Origin of the sequence: Acinetobacter sp. IK40, from assembly GCF_035615075.1 — a bacterium.
In the GTDB taxonomy this organism is placed as follows: domain Bacteria; phylum Pseudomonadota; class Gammaproteobacteria; order Pseudomonadales; family Moraxellaceae; genus Acinetobacter; species Acinetobacter courvalinii.
This window is the reverse complement of sequence record NZ_JANBOE010000001.1, coordinates 384,269-401,414: the sequence shown is the minus strand read 5'-3', so window position 1 is coordinate 401,414 and position 17,146 is coordinate 384,269. Positions and strand designations below refer to the sequence as shown.

Annotated in this window: 16 protein-coding genes and 2 tRNA genes; 10 read left to right on the top strand and 8 right to left on the bottom strand. The window is 42.5% G+C overall.

Annotated elements, in window-relative coordinates:
* The first annotated feature begins 28 nt into the window (after positions 1–28).
* The 10 genes from gloB to MSG93_RS01945 all read left to right on the top strand — a co-directional run bounded on the left by gloB (position 29) and on the right by MSG93_RS01945 (position 11,677).
* Complete coding sequence (gene gloB / locus MSG93_RS01990; protein WP_262765001.1) at positions 29–760, top strand: hydroxyacylglutathione hydrolase; 732 nt, start codon at positions 29–31, stop codon at positions 758–760.
* Between the two features lie 299 nt (positions 761–1,059).
* Positions 1,060–1,266, top strand: coding sequence for a hypothetical protein (locus MSG93_RS01985; protein ID WP_004771531.1), 207 nt, complete (start codon positions 1,060–1,062; stop codon positions 1,264–1,266).
* A 301-nt stretch (positions 1,267–1,567) separates the two neighbouring features.
* Entirely contained in the window at positions 1,568–2,950 is a 1,383-nt protein-coding gene (gene ahcY, locus MSG93_RS01980) for an adenosylhomocysteinase (protein WP_004771530.1), read from the top strand.
* Between the two features lie 73 nt (positions 2,951–3,023).
* Entirely contained in the window at positions 3,024–3,860 is an 837-nt protein-coding gene (metF, locus tag MSG93_RS01975) for a methylenetetrahydrofolate reductase [NAD(P)H] (RefSeq protein WP_005229551.1), read from the top strand.
* A 22-nt stretch (positions 3,861–3,882) separates the two neighbouring features.
* A complete protein-coding gene (locus MSG93_RS01970) occupies positions 3,883–4,599 on the top strand; it encodes a 16S rRNA (uracil(1498)-N(3))-methyltransferase (RefSeq protein ID WP_262768490.1) in 717 nt (238 codons plus the stop codon).
* Between the two features lie 119 nt (positions 4,600–4,718).
* Positions 4,719–7,589 carry an EAL domain-containing protein gene (locus MSG93_RS01965; RefSeq protein WP_199949430.1) on the top strand — a complete coding sequence of 957 codons (2,871 nt, stop codon included), beginning with the start codon at positions 4,719–4,721 and terminating at the stop codon, positions 7,587–7,589.
* Between the two features lie 191 nt (positions 7,590–7,780).
* Positions 7,781–10,051, top strand: coding sequence for an NADP-dependent malic enzyme (locus MSG93_RS01960; protein WP_005229544.1), 2,271 nt, complete (start codon positions 7,781–7,783; stop codon positions 10,049–10,051).
* A 96-nt stretch (positions 10,052–10,147) separates the two neighbouring features.
* Entirely contained in the window at positions 10,148–11,374 is a 1,227-nt protein-coding gene (locus tag MSG93_RS01955; RefSeq protein WP_324619444.1) for a multifunctional CCA addition/repair protein, read from the top strand.
* A 142-nt stretch (positions 11,375–11,516) separates the two neighbouring features.
* Positions 11,517–11,592, top strand: a tRNA-Asn gene (locus MSG93_RS01950).
* 9 nt (positions 11,593–11,601) lie between these two features.
* Positions 11,602–11,677, top strand: a tRNA-Asn gene (locus MSG93_RS01945).
* 109 nt (positions 11,678–11,786) lie between these two features.
* Here the strand turns inward: MSG93_RS01945 and MSG93_RS01940 are convergent.
* From MSG93_RS01940 to lepB, 8 genes are read right to left on the bottom strand one after another with little or no spacing between them, the layout of a single operon-like run.
* Entirely contained in the window at positions 11,787–12,443 is a 657-nt protein-coding gene (locus MSG93_RS01940) for a tRNA-(ms[2]io[6]A)-hydroxylase (protein ID WP_005284694.1), read from the bottom strand.
* 4 nt (positions 12,444–12,447) lie between these two features.
* Positions 12,448–13,176 carry a pyridoxine 5'-phosphate synthase gene (pdxJ, locus tag MSG93_RS01935; RefSeq protein WP_324619441.1) on the bottom strand — a complete coding sequence of 243 codons (729 nt, stop codon included), beginning with the start codon at positions 13,174–13,176 and terminating at the stop codon, positions 12,448–12,450.
* A 55-nt stretch (positions 13,177–13,231) separates the two neighbouring features.
* On the bottom strand, positions 13,232–13,939 hold the full coding sequence (recO, locus tag MSG93_RS01930) for a DNA repair protein RecO (RefSeq protein WP_005284688.1): 708 nt from the start codon (positions 13,937–13,939) through the stop codon (positions 13,232–13,234).
* A gap of 9 nt (positions 13,940–13,948) precedes the next feature.
* Positions 13,949–14,146 carry an NF038104 family lipoprotein gene (locus tag MSG93_RS01925; protein WP_005284684.1) on the bottom strand — a complete coding sequence of 66 codons (198 nt, stop codon included), beginning with the start codon at positions 14,144–14,146 and terminating at the stop codon, positions 13,949–13,951.
* 15 nt (positions 14,147–14,161) lie between these two features.
* The gene (gene era, locus MSG93_RS01920; RefSeq protein WP_005229533.1) at positions 14,162–15,190 is read right to left on the bottom strand and encodes a GTPase Era; all 1,029 of its coding nucleotides are present in this window, start codon (positions 15,188–15,190) and stop codon (positions 14,162–14,164) included.
* 4 nt (positions 15,191–15,194) lie between these two features.
* Positions 15,195–15,890: a ribonuclease III gene (gene rnc, locus MSG93_RS01915; protein ID WP_004771512.1), complete on the bottom strand. Its 696-nt coding sequence runs from the start codon at positions 15,888–15,890 to the stop codon at positions 15,195–15,197.
* The gene (locus tag MSG93_RS01910) at positions 15,859–16,236 is read right to left on the bottom strand and encodes a DUF4845 domain-containing protein (protein ID WP_032867408.1); all 378 of its coding nucleotides are present in this window, start codon (positions 16,234–16,236) and stop codon (positions 15,859–15,861) included. The genes rnc and MSG93_RS01910 overlap by 32 nt, the downstream gene beginning before the upstream one ends.
* Positions 16,237–16,260: 24 nt before the next feature.
* Positions 16,261–17,124 carry a signal peptidase I gene (lepB, locus tag MSG93_RS01905; protein WP_005284675.1) on the bottom strand — a complete coding sequence of 288 codons (864 nt, stop codon included), beginning with the start codon at positions 17,122–17,124 and terminating at the stop codon, positions 16,261–16,263.
* Positions 17,125–17,146 lie beyond the last annotated feature (22 nt).

Sequence of the window (17,146 nt, the reverse complement as noted above, 5' to 3'; positions counted from 1 at the left end):
ACATGCAATAAAGATTCAGGATTCGGTCATGCACTATAAGATTCATGTCATTGACGTCAAAAATGCCTTAAAAAATTATATCTGGTTATTGGAAGATACCCGCAGCAAAGAAGTTGTTGCGGTCGATCCCACAGAAGCTGATCTGGTCACCGCCTTTTGCCAGCAGCATCAACTCACGCTGAAACAGGTCTGGCTGACCCATTGGCATCCAGACCATACCGGTGGTGTCCCTGGCTTATTGGCCAATCAGAATATTGAAGTCTTTGGCCCGCGAGATGAATTGAGCAAAATCTCTCTCATCTCAAATCCGCTACAGAATAATGATCATTTTCACTTTAATGATCTGAAAATTGAGGTGATCGCAACACCAGGTCATACCTTAGGTCATATCACGTATTTTATTGAAGAAATGGATAGCCTGTTCAGTGGCGATACCCTGTTTGCAATGGGCTGCGGGCGCTTATTCGAAGGCACAGCCGAACAAATGTACCATTCCTTAAATCGACTGGCCGCATTACCTATCCAGACCAAAGTGTATTGCACCCATGAATATACCCTTGCCAATGGCGAGTTTGCCTTGACTGTCGAGCCACATAATGTCGCCTTGCAAGAACGGATGCGACAGGTCAAAGCATTACGTGATGCAGAGCAAATCACCTTGCCGAGCACCATTGAACTAGAACTTGCAACCAATCCATTTTTACGTACCGATAGTGCTGAGGAGTTCGCGCGTATCCGTAGCCTGAAAGATCAGTTTTAATGATTGATGTTAATTTAAGCGATTCATTTTCTACGCTTCATTTAAGCTAGAAAATGAAATCATTTTTTACATTTGTCATGAAATATTTATTTAAAAAATAATTTTTAAATCCCAAAAATTAAAAATAGTTTAGTATTTAAATTCAAATAGATATAAAAACACCAGATAAAATTATACTTAGAAAAATTACGCTAATTTTACATTACTTACACGTGGCAAAATAATTCTATGTATTGCCCCTTTAAAAAAATTTGGCTGACCCTTATTAATAAATACATGTTCACAAGGAGATCTCTGGCATGAAAAACAGAGTTGTTAAAGCAAAAAACGTATTGGCTTTCCGTATTTGGTTAGAAAAATTGGGATATTCAGTTAAAAATCTTACAGATAACCGTGGTTTTACCTTTAGCTTTAAAAAAGAATATGGTTTGGTGACAGGCGATCTCTCTGGTAATGCTTTAGCAATGCAGTTGGGTGAAGAATTCGAAGATCATTTAAAAGCCTAATGATAAAATTTCCAAAACACGAGGGTTCCAAAGGGATTTGGAATCCTTGATTTATAAAGATAAGCATAGTTCTAACTTTATCTCCCTTTTTAATTCTTCATTTTCTAGCCATTTCCAATAAAAATTTCATTGGAACGCAACCGATTTCCAAGTATCATATTGCCCAGTCGAGGGATGCTGCGACAATTGATCGGCATTAAAGATCAATTTGCCAGGCTCGACGATCGGTTAAACATTCGCTTTAGCCAACAACGGCATCCGCGAACAGAATGATCCATACTATTTTTTCTAGGAGATCCTGATGAACGCGGTGAATGCTTCATTTACAGATTATAAAGTTGCCGATATTTCCCTTGCTGACTACGGTCGTAAAGAGATCAAACTTGCTGAAGCAGAAATGCCAGCTTTGATCGGCTTACGTAAACGTTATTCTGCTGCTAAACCACTTGCTGGCGCAAAAATTCTGGGTTGTATCCATATGACCATCCAGACTGCTGTTTTAATTGAAACATTGGTTGAACTTGGCGCAGAAGTACGTTGGACTTCATGCAACATCTTCTCGACTCAAGACCATGCTGCTGCTGCCATTGCTGCAAGCGGCGTGCCTGTATTTGCCTGGAAAGGTGAAACAGAAGAAGAATATGTATGGTGCCTAGAGCAACAGATCAATGTGAATGGTCAGCCTTGGGATGCCAACATGATTCTGGACGATGGCGGTGACTTGACTGCACTTGTTCACGAAAAATACCCTGCGCTGTTAGAACGCATTCACGGTATTACCGAAGAAACCACAACAGGCGTACAACGTCTATTGGAAATGTGGAAAGACGGTTCACTTAAAGTTCCTGCCATCAATGTGAATGATTCGATCACTAAATCGAAAAACGACAACAAATACGGTTGCCGTCATTCATTAAACGATGCGATCAAACGTGCAACTGACATGTTGCTTTCTGGTCGTCGTGCACTTGTGATCGGTTATGGTGATGTGGGTAAAGGTTCGGCGCAATCTTTACGTCAGGAAGGCATGATCGTACGTGTCACTGAAGTGGACCCGATTTGCGCAATGCAAGCATGTATGGATGGCTACGAAGTTGTTTCTCCATACAAAAATGGCGTACAAACTGGCAAGAAAGAAGACATCAATCACGACCTACTCGGCAATACTGACCTTGTTGTAACAACGACGGGTAACTATCACGTATGTGATTCAGCCATGTTAGATAGCTTAAAAGCGGGTGCGGTTGTATGTAACATCGGTCACTTTGACACTGAAATCGATACAGCTTACCTCCGTGGTTACAAGTGGGTTGAAGTAAAGCCACAAGTCCACCAAGTATATCGTTCAGAAGATGAAAACAACTATTTGATCCTTCTTTCAGAAGGTCGCCTAGTCAACCTTGGTAATGCCACAGGTCACCCGTCACGTGTCATGGATGGTTCTTTCGCCAACCAGGTTTTAGGTCAAATGCATTTATTCGCTGAGAAATTTGCTGATTTGCCTGCCGATCAAAAACAAGCGGCGATTCGCGTAGAAGTACTGCCTAAGAAATTAGACGAAGAAGTTGCTGCGGCAATGGTTGTTGGCTTCGGTGGTGTGCTTACACAGTTGACGCAAGTACAGGCAGATTACTTAGGCGTTCCTGTGGAAGGCCCGTTCAAATCTGACGCTTATAAATACTAAGAACATCAGGGCAGACGTTTTACGGACTGCCCTTTTTTCTAAAATTTTCCAGGCGAGTTAAAAAGGATTTGAAATGACCAAGCGTGTTCCTATTTCTTTTGAATTTTTCCCACCAAAAACTGATGCGGGTGCGGAAAAGTTACGTGTTGTTCACCAAGAACTACAACTGTTAAATCCAGAGTTTTTCTCCATTACATATGGCGCTGGCGGTTCTACCCGTGAACGCACCTTAGCGGCGATCAATGACTTTAATGGTCAAGGAACCCCTGTTGCACCGCACTTGTCTTGTATCGGGGATGATAAGGCACGTATCGCTGAGCTATTAGACTTATATAAATCTCAAGGCATCGATCGCATTGTGGCATTGCGTGGTGATTTACCGTCAGGTCAGGTCGGCCTGGGTGAACTCCCTTATGCTCAGGATCTGGTTCGTTTTATTCGCGAACATTCAGGTGACCATTTTCACATTGAAGTCGCTGCCTATCCTGAAATGCACCCACAAGCAGACAGTTTCGATGGGGATATCCAGCGTTTTGTAGAAAAAGTCAATGCAGGCGCCAATGCGGGCATTACCCAATTTTTCTTCAATCCAGATGCATATTTCTATTTTATTGAACGAATTGCCAAAGCAGGCGTGAATATTCCAGTTGCACCAGGTATCATGCCGATCACCAATGCAAGCAACCTGATCCGCTTTGCTGATGGTACAGGTGCCGAAATTCCACGCTGGATCCGTAAGCAACTGGCTGCCTATGGTGATGATAGCGCAAGCATCAAAGCTTTCGGTCACGAAGTGATTGTGAATCTGTGCGAGCGACTGATCGCAGGTGGCGCACCAACCCTGCACTTCTACTCAATGAACCAAACCGAACCGACTCGACAACTGGTTGTTGATCTTGGTTTAAACTAATTTGTACGAGCCCTACCCAAGCATGAATCGTTTTTATATCGAAACCGAATTAAATACTGGCCATACCATTGAATTAACAGAATCGGTATTTCATCACTGGGTACGCGTGCTTCGTGCCAAAGAACAAGAACAGGCCATCTTTTTCAATGGAAAAGGTGGCGAATATGTGGTCACACTGACTCAGATCAACAAAAAAAATGCCTTTGTTTCAGTCGATCAATTTGATGCAGCAGATCGTACTGCACCTTTTAAAGTAATCTTAGGACAAGTCATGAGTAAAGGGGATCGTATGGATTATGCGATCCAGAAGGCCACTGAACTCGGCGTGAGCACCATTCAGCTTTTGACCAGTGAACGTTGCGAAATGCGTTTAAAGTATGATCGTGATCAAAAGAAACTGGATCACTGGCAGTCTGTTGCCATTGCTGCATGTGAACAATGCGGCATGAACCGTGTACCGGAAATTCTTGCGCCTATTTCACTCAGCGACTGGGTTGAGTCCGATTTACCTGTATCCCGTTTTGTACTTGCCCCGAATAAAGATCAGGAAAATGTACTGTTAAATAGTTCACCGGATCTGGCCTTACTGATTGGTCCAGAAGGTGGCCTAAGTGAAGCAGAAATTAACATTGCTAATCAAAATAATTTTAAAAACTGGTGTATTGGAGATCGGGTTTTAAGAACAGAAACCGCGCCGGTTGTGGCTTTATCCATTTTGAATTATCACTTTGCACCCTAATCATGCCTGAGCATTGCTTTCCATTTTATTTAGCGCTAATTTAAAGCGCAAATCGACTATGTTTACAAAAAAACAAAGACTGTGCACATAGATAAAAAATGAAAAGGATTATGCTTTATATGTTAGGGGTACAGGACAAAAGCTTGCCACAGTTTATCTATACGGATCAAATTAGTTATCCGAATCATGTCCGCTTATTTGTCATAAGTGTGTTTGGTATTTGTCTGTTAGATTATGCGCTGTTTGGCGCTTTTTATACATTTGAATCCAATATTTTTACCACCTGGATGAGTATCACCCTTGCCATCCTGTTTGGTTTTTCCTGTATTTGTCATTTTTTATTAAAACGTTACTCTGCGGTTCGCTATAGCCACACCACCCATCTTATCTTTCAACTGATCTGTTTTTTTACCGGTTTATTGATTGGCGCCAATACGGTCATTATTAATGATTATTTAGGCAATGATGTTCCGAATTTAATCGGCACGCACGTTTTAACACTTACCGCGTTATTACTGACTGCCTCTCATATTATTGCGCTGACTTTTTTAACCCAACATATTCGTTATTTCTTCTTATTTTTTATCCCGAGTATCACGCCATTATTTATTTCCCAGCTTATACAACGGGATCATGAACATAATTTATTCTATCTGGCCTATTATTCATCTTTTTTCGCAACCGTACTTTGTGCCCAGGCCACCTACAAGATTCACAAGCATCTGGCACTGGTGCTTGAAAAAAATAAACAGCTGATTGATGTCGCAGAACAGCACAACCACTGGACAGAAGAACTGTGCCAGCAACTGCAGCATGAGGTAAACAAGTCTAAAGATATCGAAGCCCAGTTGCAGTTCAATAATCATTTGCTCGAACAAAAAGTTCGTGAGCGTACTTTTGACCTAACCCAGATGAACGAAAGTTTAGAGGAAAATCGTCAGAGTCTGGCCTTGGCACACGAAACTGCAGGTATTCAGCATTGGGACTGGAATCTTGAAAATACCATTCATAATATAACTCCACCGCATGAAGTTGAGCATAATGCCCAGAACCTTTATAGCCTGCTCAATGAGGTTGCCCACCCTAATGATGTTGAACGGGTAAAAAACACGCTCCATCAACACTTATCCGGCCAAACCCCACGTTATGAAGAAACCTTTCGTGTTAAATATGGAAATGGCGACTGGACCTGGATTCACGCTGTCGGTCAGGTCATTTTAAGAGATCCGAAAAATGGTAACGCTTTACGTATGGTGGGTGTGCACCGTGATATCAATCAGGAAAAGAAAGATCAGGAACGGCTGAAATTGGCTGCCAATGTGTTTGAACAGGCCTCCGAAGGTATTTTCATTCTGGATGAACACTTTAATTATGTTGAGATCAACCCTAAATACGAACAGCTGACCGGTCTGGATAAGCAAGCTGTTGTAGGCAAACAGCTGTTTGAAATTACCAGACAAAATAAACAGCATCATCATAATTTCCATCTCTCCATCTTGGATACCCTACGTGAAGCGCAGGAATATGAAGGTGAATTTCAGGAAACCTATATTTCAGATAAGTCATGTTTCCTCTGGATTCATATCAATGCAGTCAAAGATGAACAGGATCGCGTTATTAATTATATCGGTATTGTTTCGGATCAGACTGAACGTAAGCATCAAGAACAGCGCTTATCGTATTTGACCAATTACGATACGCTAACCGACCTGCCCAACCGTTTTTATTATCAGCAGCAACTGCATCAATATCTGGTCAATGAACCTGCCATTCAACATTTGGCTGTTATCCGTCTAAACATTGACCGTTTCCGCGCACTCAATGAAATCATCAGCAATAAAGCCGGCAATGAGTTGCTCAAACAGGTGGCACAACGTCTACGCATCAGTAATATTGATGCCCTGCTAGTGGCGCATTTAAGCGCAGATGATTTTGCCATTATTTATGAGATATCCCATCTGCATCCGCCTATTCATCAACTCTGCAATAACATTGTAGAAGCTTTTAGCAAAGCATTTTATATTGCCGATCAGGAGTATTTTGTCAGCATTTCTATTGGCGTGGCCATTTATCCAGAGCATGGCCGTCAGGTGGATAATTTAAATACCCATGCTGAACAGGCACTGAACGAAGCCAAACGTTTAGGCGGTAATACCATCCATTATTATTCCAATGAAAGAGCCAATTTTGTTGCCAAATACAGTGATCTGGAACTTGATCTGCGAAAGGCCATTCAGAACAAGGAACTGGTGGTTTATTATCAACCAAAGATCAGCGCAATCGATGACCAGATCAATGGTTTTGAAGCCTTGATTCGCTGGAAACATCCAAGCAAAGGATTAATTATGCCAAGCATTTTTATTCCTTTGGCAGAAAGTACCAGTTTAATCTCTGATATCGGACAGTTTGTATTACATGAAGCAGCCAAGCAGTTACAGGCCTGGCAGCAACTTGGCTTTAATAATATCAATATTGCCGTCAATATTGTGGCCCAACAGATTTTGCGTGGTCAATTACTGCATGATATTGATGATGTCCTGATGACGTATGGCATTTCTGGCAAAAATCTGGAACTGGAAATTACCGAATCCGCCTTTCTGGAAAATACCGAAAATGTTAAAACCATTCTCAATGCCCTGAAACAACGTCAGATTTGCATCGCACTGGATGACTTTGGTACCGGCTATTCTTCTCTGGCCTACTTAACCGAATATCCAATTGACATTTTAAAAATTGATCGTGCTTTTATTTTGAAAATTGGCAATCCGAAACAGGATGCGATCGTTAATGCCATGATTGCCATGGGTAAAACCATTGGCTTAAAAGTTGTGGCCGAAGGTGTGGAAACCGAACAGCAACGCGACTATCTCAAAAAACAAAACTGCGACATATTACAGGGTTACCTGTTCTCGAAACCATTAACTGCGACCGCTGCAACGGAGTACCTGCAACAGCACCTACAGCTGTCAACGGCAAGATATTCCATTTAAACGTAAAGTTTAAGCTTTTTGGTCCTTTTCTTTGAAGCAAATATAGCCTGTGAATCGCTGTAACGTTGAGTGAAAATAAGCTTTTTTGACTGTGCGAAAGCATGAACTAGTGCTATATTCTTGTGCACTTATCTTAATATAGTAATTGGACTTGTATATGTCTGATTATTATCGGAACAAATGAGACTCAGATGGACGATCAATCTTTAAAACAAGCCGCTTTGTATTACCATGAATTTCCTACACCTGGAAAAATCAGTGTGACACCAAACAAGCAGCTCGTTAACCAACGAGATCTAGCGCTTGCTTATTCCCCTGGTGTTGCAGCTCCATGTTTAGAAATCGAACGTGACCCTTCTACCGCTGCAAAATATACAGCACGTGGTAATCTGGTCGCCGTCGTGAGTAATGGTACTGCCGTGCTTGGTTTGGGAAATATTGGTCCTCTTGCTTCTAAGCCGGTTATGGAAGGTAAAGGCGTTCTATTTAAAAAGTTCGCTGGTGTTGATGTCTTCGATATCGAAATTGATGAAAATGATCCAGACAAAATCGTTGATATCGTTGCGGCCCTAGAGCCAACTTTTGGTGGTATCAACCTTGAAGATATCAAAGCGCCAGAATGTTTCTATATCGAAAAGAAACTTCGCGAACGCATGAAAATTCCGGTATTCCATGATGACCAACATGGAACCAGTATTATTGTCGGTTCAGCATTGCTTAATGCTTTACAGATCGTAAATAAGAAAATTGATGAAATTAAAATTGTTGCCTCAGGCGCAGGCGCTGCTGCACTTTCTTGCCTAGATTTACTTTGCGCATTAGGCGTCAATAAAAACAACATCGTTGTAGCCGACTCTCGTGGTCTTTTAACCACTGCCCGTGAAGGTCTGGACGAGTCGAAAAAACGTTATGTTCAAGACATTCAAGCCAGCCAGTTGCATGAAGTCATGGCAGGCGCAGATATGTTCCTCGGTCTTTCAGCAGCAGGCATCTTGACCAAAGAAATGGTTAAGGAAATGGCTGAGAACCCGATCATTTTTGCCTTGGCAAACCCTGATCCGGAAATTTTACCTGAACATGCACACGAAGTTCGCCCAGATGTGATTATGGCAACAGGTCGTTCTGACTATCCGAACCAAGTGAACAATGCACTTTGTTTCCCTTATATCTTCCGTGGTGCGCTGGATGTTGGTGCGACAACCATTAATGAAGAAATGAAAATTGCCTGTGTCCACGCGATTGCGCGTATGGCACATGTAGAAGCAGATGCTGCCACTTATGGTGAAAAATCAGCTTCATTTGGTCGTGACTACCTGATCCCTCGCCCGCTTGATCAACGTTTGATTCTGGAAATTGCACCAGCCGTTGCCAAAGCAGCAATGGATTCTGGCGTCGCAACCCGTCCAATCGAAGATTTTTCTGCATATCGTCAACGTCTTTCTGAGTTCGTTTATAACTCGGCATTCTTGATGAAACCGATCTTTGCACAGGCAAAAACCGACCCGAAACGCATTGCTTATGCCGAAGGCGAAGATCTACGCGTATTACGTGCGGTTCAGATTGCTGTTGATGAAGGCTTGGCAAAACCGATTCTTGTTGGTCGTACCGCCGTGATCGAAGAGAATATCAAAAAGCTTGGTTTACGCTTACAACATGGTGTAAACATTGAAATCGTCGATCAGGAAAAAAATCCTCAGTACGAAGAGTTCTCTAAAGAATATCACCAGATCATGCAACGCAAAGGCGTTACGGTTGAATACGCGCAACGTGAAGCACGCCGTCGTTCTACACTCATTGCAGCCATGCTGGTGAAGTTTGGTCAAGCAGATGGCATGTTATGTGGTACTTATTCAAGCTATGACATTCACTTAGATTTCGTGAAAAATATCATTGGTTTGAAAGAAGGTCGCAGCACATTCTTTACCTTGAACGCCTTGATGCTTGAAGATCGCAATTTATTTATTGCCGATACCTATGTAAACACCAACCCAACTGCGGCTCAGCTTGCTGAAATGACAATTTTGGCAGCAGAAGAAGTTCGCCGTTTTGGTATTACACCGCGTGTTGCCCTGCTTTCACACTCGAGCTTTGGTAGCGATCAAACCGATCCAAGCGCACAAAAAATGCGTGAAGTTTACCGCTTGTTATCTGAACAGGCTCCTGAACTTGAAGTGGAAGGCGAGATGCACGGTGATGCTGCATTAGATGAAAATATTCGTCATTTTGCATTCCCGAATTCACGCTTCAAAGGCTCGGCAAACTTGTTGATCATGCCTAACCTCGATTCGGCAAACATTTCATTCAACCTGTTAAAAGCAACTTCGGGGAATAATGTGACCATTGGTCCTATTTTACTCGGTGCTGCAAAACCTGTTCATATTCTGACACCTACAGCAACGACTCGCCGTCTGGTCAATATGACAGCATTAACAGTTGCTGAAATTCAACAAAGCCAAAACTAAGTTCACCTAAGCGAAGCTTTTCTGGAAAAGCTTCGCTTAGCGCTTGAGAAAACCTCTATTCTGTAGCATGATTATGTGAAGAATCGAGGTTTTTTCATGCAAGTTTATTTAGTAGGCGGTGCAGTCCGGGATCATTTACTCGGCCATCCCTATCACGAAAAAGATTATGTGGTGGTTGGAGCAACACCCGAACAATTATTGGCCGAAGGTTATCAACCTGTCGGTAAAGATTTTCCTGTATTCCTACATCCAAAAACAAAAGAAGAATATGCACTGGCACGTACTGAACGCAAATCTGGTGTGGGTTATCATGGCTTCCAGTTTTTCACTGATACCAGCGTAAAATTAGAAGACGATCTGATTCGTCGTGATCTGACCATTAATGCAATGGCAATGGATGAAAATGGCACAGTCTATGATCCCTATGGTGGTCAGCAGGACTTACAACACAAAATTCTACGTCATGTTTCAGATGCATTTACCGAAGATCCCTTGCGTGTACTCCGCGTAGCCCGTTTTGCAGCACGTTATGCAACTTACGGCTTTACCGTTGCAGAAGAAACCTTGCAGTTGATGCGAAAGATTGCCCAGTCAGGTGAATTAAGTGCATTAACGCCCGAACGCGTCTGGAAAGAAACCTCTCGTGCCTTAATGGAAGATCATGCAGATGTGTATTTCCAGATCTTAAAAGACTGTGATGCCTTGGAAGCCTTATTCCCGGAAATCAATGCATTATTCGGCGTTCCTCAACGTCCAGAATATCATCCTGAAATTGATTGCGGCATTCACACCCTGATGGCACTAAAACAGGCCTGTTTAGCGAATTATGCGCTTGAAGTGCGCTTTGCAGTGCTGGTACACGACCTAGGCAAAGCACTCACCCCTGTAGACGAGTTACCACGACATATTATGCATGAAGAACGTGGTATTCCACCCGTTACCCAGATCTGTGACCGCTTGAAGGTACCGACTGCCTTGAAAAATCTGGCCCTGATCGTATGTAAAGAGCATTTAAAATGTCATCAGGTAAAGAATCTGAAACCGGGTACTTTATGGCGTTTGTTACAGCGTTTGGATGTACTACGCCGACCAGAAAAAGTAGAGGCTTTTGTACAGGCCTGTGAATGTGATGCCAAAGGTCGTTTGGGTCTGGAGCAGCGTCCTTATCCGCAAGCACAATATATGTTAGATGCCATGCAAATCGTCAGAAATATACGTGCGCAGGATTTACCTGAACATGTCAGCGGCCCAGAAATTGGGGAAATGCTGATTCAATATCGAATTGATGCATTGGCAAAGTTCAAGGAACAGCACATTAACTGATTAATTTTTAAGTAAATAAGATCTTTTTCCCACATTTTTTGCTCGGTTTACGCTGAAAAGATTATTAATCAAGCAAACGATTAATTTTATTTATTATTGTTGTTGACGCATCTGCTTTTCATGCCTAAAATGCGCATCAGATTCTCCAATAGCTCAGTCGGTAGAGCGACGGACTGTTAATCCGCAGGTCCCTGGTTCGAGCCCAGGTTGGAGAGCCAATCTACTATTCTCCCATAGCTCAGTCGGTAGAGCGACGGACTGTTAATCCGCAGGTCCCTGGTTCGAGCCCAGGTGGGAGAGCCAAGATTCTAAAAAGCCCTGATCATTGATTGGGGCTTTTTTATGACATGATAAAATTAAACTCCCATAAAAAAACCTCTGCTGATCAGAGGTTTTTTCTTTCAGATTCAGATTAAGCTGCCATTGTTGCAGGTACACCACTATGAAAACGGAAGGTATCATCTGGAGTTAAAATCAGATTTTTTTCCACTTCACGGATATATTCAATACGCTGCTGAATATCTTCTTCCGGGTCTTTGAGCTTCGCTGATTTTGCAACATCTAAAGCTAACGCTAAATAGTCCTCAAAATGGCGAGATTCCGATTTAAGTAAATAACGGTAGTAACGCCCCAGCTCATCATCAACAATCGGTGCCAGCGCATAGAAACGCTCGCATGAACGGGCTTCTACAAAAGCACCAATAATCATGACATCAATCAATGCTTCAGGCTCGTAAGTACGGATTTCTTTACGTAGCCCGCCTGCATAACGCCCTGCACTCAAGCCCTTCCATTCTTGGCCGCGCTTGTTCATGAATTCAAGTACCTGCTCATAATGAAGCATTTCTTCACGCACCAATTGCGCCAATTTCACTTGCAAATCGGTAAAGAAGCTATAGCGGAACATCAGGTTCATGGCTGTACTTGCCGCTTTTTTCTCACAGTTGGCATGGTCTTGCATCAAGATATCAAGGTTATTCACCGCTTCATCTAGCCATGCCTGAGGCGTTGTACAACCCAAGAATGCAATGACGGGTTGCATCAGCTCATCATAATTTACACTACTCATCAATTTATCTCGCAGCAGCCTGAATTGCTGCTTTCATATCTTTTACTGCTTGAGCCAGTCCAACCAATACACTATCGGCAATAATCGAATGCCCAATATTCAGCTCATGAATTTGCGGGATCGCTGCAATCGCCGCGACATTGTCCAGATTTAAACCATGACCTGCATTAACCACTAAACCTTTGGCAGCTGCGTACTCTGCACCTTTGATAATACGCGCCAATTCGGCTTGTTGCTGTTCATCGGTTTCTGCATCTGCATAAGCGCCGGTATGAATCTCAATCGTCGGCGCACCACATGCGACAGCCGCATCAATCTGTGCCAGATCAGCATCGATAAATAACGACACATCACTACCAATTGCAGTCAGTGCTACCGTTGCCGCCTTGACTTTTTCAAAGTGCCCTACAACATCCAGACCACCTTCGGTGGTGACTTCCTGGCGACGTTCTGGGACGAAGCAAACATGCTGAGGCTGAATCTCTTTGGCAAATGCAACCATTTCATCTGTCACAGCCAGTTCCAGATTCATTCGAGTTTTCAGCAACGGACGCATACGACGTACATCATCGTCCTGTATATGACGACGATCTTCACGTAAATGTAAGGTAATCCCCTCTGCACCCGCTTGCTCACAAACCAAAGCAGCCTGAACTGGATCAGGGTAAGTTGTACCACGTGCCTGTCTTAATGTTGCAACATGATCAATGTTTACACCCAAGATTGCAGCCATAAAAAATATCCTATCGGTTGAGCCCTGAATAATAATTTTCAATACATCAGGAATATCAAGTTTGTGTACTTTGAATCCAGAGTTGACGGCTTTTAAGTGGCCGGTCACCCAGCAATGAGCTAATCATTTGACGGTATAGTTTACCCAATAATTGCAATTGTTCGTGAGAAAAATCCTGACCATCTTCATAGTTTTGCATAGACGCAATCAACGTACCGGAAAGTGTCGAACGTGACGCTTGCGCAACCGGCAAAAATCCATCATTCAACTGAAACTGGTAATGTCTCAGTGGCAGAATTTGCTGCTGATTGGCATCCACTGAAAAATCGATGGCATAGCCCAGCTCTTGCAATAAGACATGCTCGAATTGACGCAGGATTTGACGCAAGAATAAGGACGCTTGCTCATGTGAGGCGAGTTGCTGCAATTGCAACAAGGTCAACTGATATTGCTCAAATGTCTGAGGCATTGCTTCTTCCAGGGGGCAAAGCCGCAACACAATTTCATTGAGATAGAACCCAGCAAAAAAAGCATCGCCATGAAAGAAAACAGGCTGGTTCAGAATTTCCAGTTTAGTGAAGTTTTTTAGCTCGGATTTGCCTGTCGCTTGCAAGCAAATAGGTTGATACTGCGGTGGAGGAATCTGTCTCAAGATTCCATCCACCCGACCATATTCTTGTGTAAATAAATGCACAATATGGCTTTTTTCACGATATTTACGATGATGAATCAAATAGCCATGCAGGACTTCATTACGCATCATGGAACGAGATTAGTCCTTCTTCTTGTCATCCTTTTCTTCATCATCGCCATCAGGAATAACCGCACCGACCACAGCAGCCGTGCCTTTGACCACCCCTTTGGTTGTCTTATAAGCCACTTTAACAGGTACGGTCACAAGTTTATGAATACAGCCCTGTAACATGAAAATACATGTCACGATTGCGAATACACGAATTGTTGTTTTCATACCTGTTTCCATTGCTTAAATATCGCTATAGCCCAAGCTCTTTAAAGCACGCTCATCATCAGACCAGCCGCCTTTGACTTTCACCCAAAGCGTGAGCATGATTTTTTGTTCAAACATTTTTTCCATGTCTGCACGTGCATCCATACCGATACTTTTCAGCTTCGCGCCTTTATCACCAATGACAATGGCTTTTTGTCCTTGGCGCTCAACAAAGATGGTTGCATCAATATAAGTACAAGGTGGTTTTAAACGACCGGTTTTTTCATTGACAGTCGCTTCTTCTGTTTTAAAAGATTCAATCTGTACAGTCAAATCGTATGGCAGTTCTTCACCCAACTGACGCATGATTTTCTCGCGAATAATTTCACTCGCAAGGAAGCGTTCCGAACGGTCTGTAATCTGGTCCAGTGAATACAATGGTGGCTGATAAGGTAAATACTTTTCAATGGTATCACGCAGATGTTCAAGATTGGCACCACGTAATGCCGATACCGGAACAATCTCGGCAAAGTTCATTAACTTGGCACGTTCACGAATCAATGGTAATGCTTCGTTTTTGTTCTCGAAGGTATCCAACTTATTGATCACAAGAATCACGGGCATATCGGCATTTTTCAGCTTTTCCAAAACCAGTTCGTCGTTTTGAGTCCACTTCTGTGCATCCACCACAAATAAAACCAGATTTACATCACGCAATGCCGAGTGAGCAGCGCGGTTCATCATCTTGTTGATGGCACGGACTTCTTTCTTGTGCATCCCTGGCGTATCTACAAATACCGCCTGTGATTTTTCACGAGAATCAATACCAACAATCTTATGACGTGTGGTTTGTGGCTTACGTGAAGTAATTGACAGTTTTTGACCCAATAAATGGTTCATTAAGGTCGACTTACCGACGTTTGGACGACCAACGATCGCAACAAAACCGCTTTTAAAATCTGAAGGAATCGTGGTTCCTTGAGAACTAAAAAATTGATCAATCAAGTTATTGCCGTCTTGCTGCTCAGCTGCTGCTTCTGGCTTATTTTCTTCTGAATGGGACATCAGGTTATTGCTCCAATAATTTTAAAATCTCTGCCGCTGCCGTTTGTTCGGCAAAACGACGACTTGAGCCCTCGCCTTGAATTTTTGGCAATCCATCGACTAAACATTCCACTTTGAAATGCTGATTCGGTGCATCGCCCTGAATATCTACAACCTCGTAAACTGGGAGAGGTTTTTTACGTGCTTGTAAATACTCTTGCAAACGTGATTTCGGGTCTTTCAGTTGATCTGTCGGTTCGATATGATCAAGATATGGTTCATACCATTTTAACACAATGCGTTCCAGCAGGTTGAGATCATTACAGTCTAAATAAATAGCACCGATAATTGCCTCTACTGTATCCGCCAAAATCGATTCACGGTGATGACCACCTGATTTTAGCTCGCCAGTGCTTAAAATTAATGACCGACTCAGTTGTAAATCATTTGCAATTTTTCCTAAGGCTTCTTGTCGAACCAGCGTTGCACGCATTCGCGTTAAGCGGCCTTCATTTTCCAGCGGATAGGCATTATACAAATAATTCGCAACGATCATTCCCAATAACGAATCGCCTAGAAATTCTAGGCGTTCATAATTGTGTTTATGGCTGACAGAACGATGGGTTAAAGCCAGTTTTAACAAATCAATCTGTTTAAACTGGTGACCAATTCGTCCTTGCAACCGAGTATCATTGAGCTTGTTTTGCAGATTTTTGGTCAAAAGTCTTCTCAAAGGTCATAACTAGACTAATATTTAGCATGAAAGGCTTACGGATTTCATACTTCTTGATTACCACAAGATCATCTTTATAAGTCACTTGCGCAATATCTTTAAAATGTAGATCACGGATCCCGTTCATATCAAAACGTTGATCCATCTGGGAGGCAAACTTACTTGGTGTAATGTTTGCTGGGCTATCTTTTAATAAGCCTTCAATCTGATTATTAATCAGCTTGTCATCCCAGTATGCTGGCCAAATTGCAATTGCTGCTTTTACAGCAACTGCAAATAAAACCACCCCAAATAAAATTGCAATATACGAAGTCCCAAGTTGAGATTTACGCATCTTTATATTTCCTTTATGTTTTTATCAATCAATCTTACCATTTCGGTTAAAACTTGGAAGATTAAAGCCTGGCTCTTTATGCATCCATATATAAAAAGCTCGACCCGTTAAATTCGCTTCAGGTACAAAGCCCCAAAAACGACTGTCCGCACTTTGGTCACGGTTATCGCCCATTGCGAAATATTGACCTTCAGGTACGGTGACTTCCCAATCCTGTCCATTGCTTTTGATAAAGACATCATTGGCTTTAGCAACAAATGGCACCAAGGCTTCAGCACCTTTTAACTGCGCAAACTGGAACTGTTCAACCAGTGGGTTACGCCCTTCCAGATAGCGGATTAGATGCTGATGCTCACCTAAGGTTTCTTTAAAATACAAAGCAGTTGGTGTGTCTTGCTGGTCTTTCACACGTGAAAATTGTGTGGCAACTTTTGCAATTTGCTGACCATTAATCGTCAACTCACCCGCCTTAAACTGAATGTGATCACCCGGCAAACCAACGACACGTTTAATATAGCTAATCGTAGGTTGTGGCGGATAGCGGAATACAATCACCTCGCCACGTTTTGGCTCACCTACATTGACAACCTTGGTGTTGACTACAGGGAGACGTAAACCATAATCAAATTTATTCACCAGAATAAAATCGCCTGTCTCCAGGGTCGGTACCATCGAGTCAGAAGGAATATTAAACGGTTCATATAAGAAAGAGCGTAGGATCAGCACGACCGCCAACACTGGCCAGAAGTCATATGCCCATGTGATAAGAAAGTTTTCCTGATTCCGCCCTTTATTTGCACGTTGTTTAAATACAAATTTATCAAGCAACCACACCAGAAAGAAAATCAGTGTCGCTGGTACTAGAATCAAATTAAAATCAAAATCCACAAACCCTCTCTTGCAGTCTCAC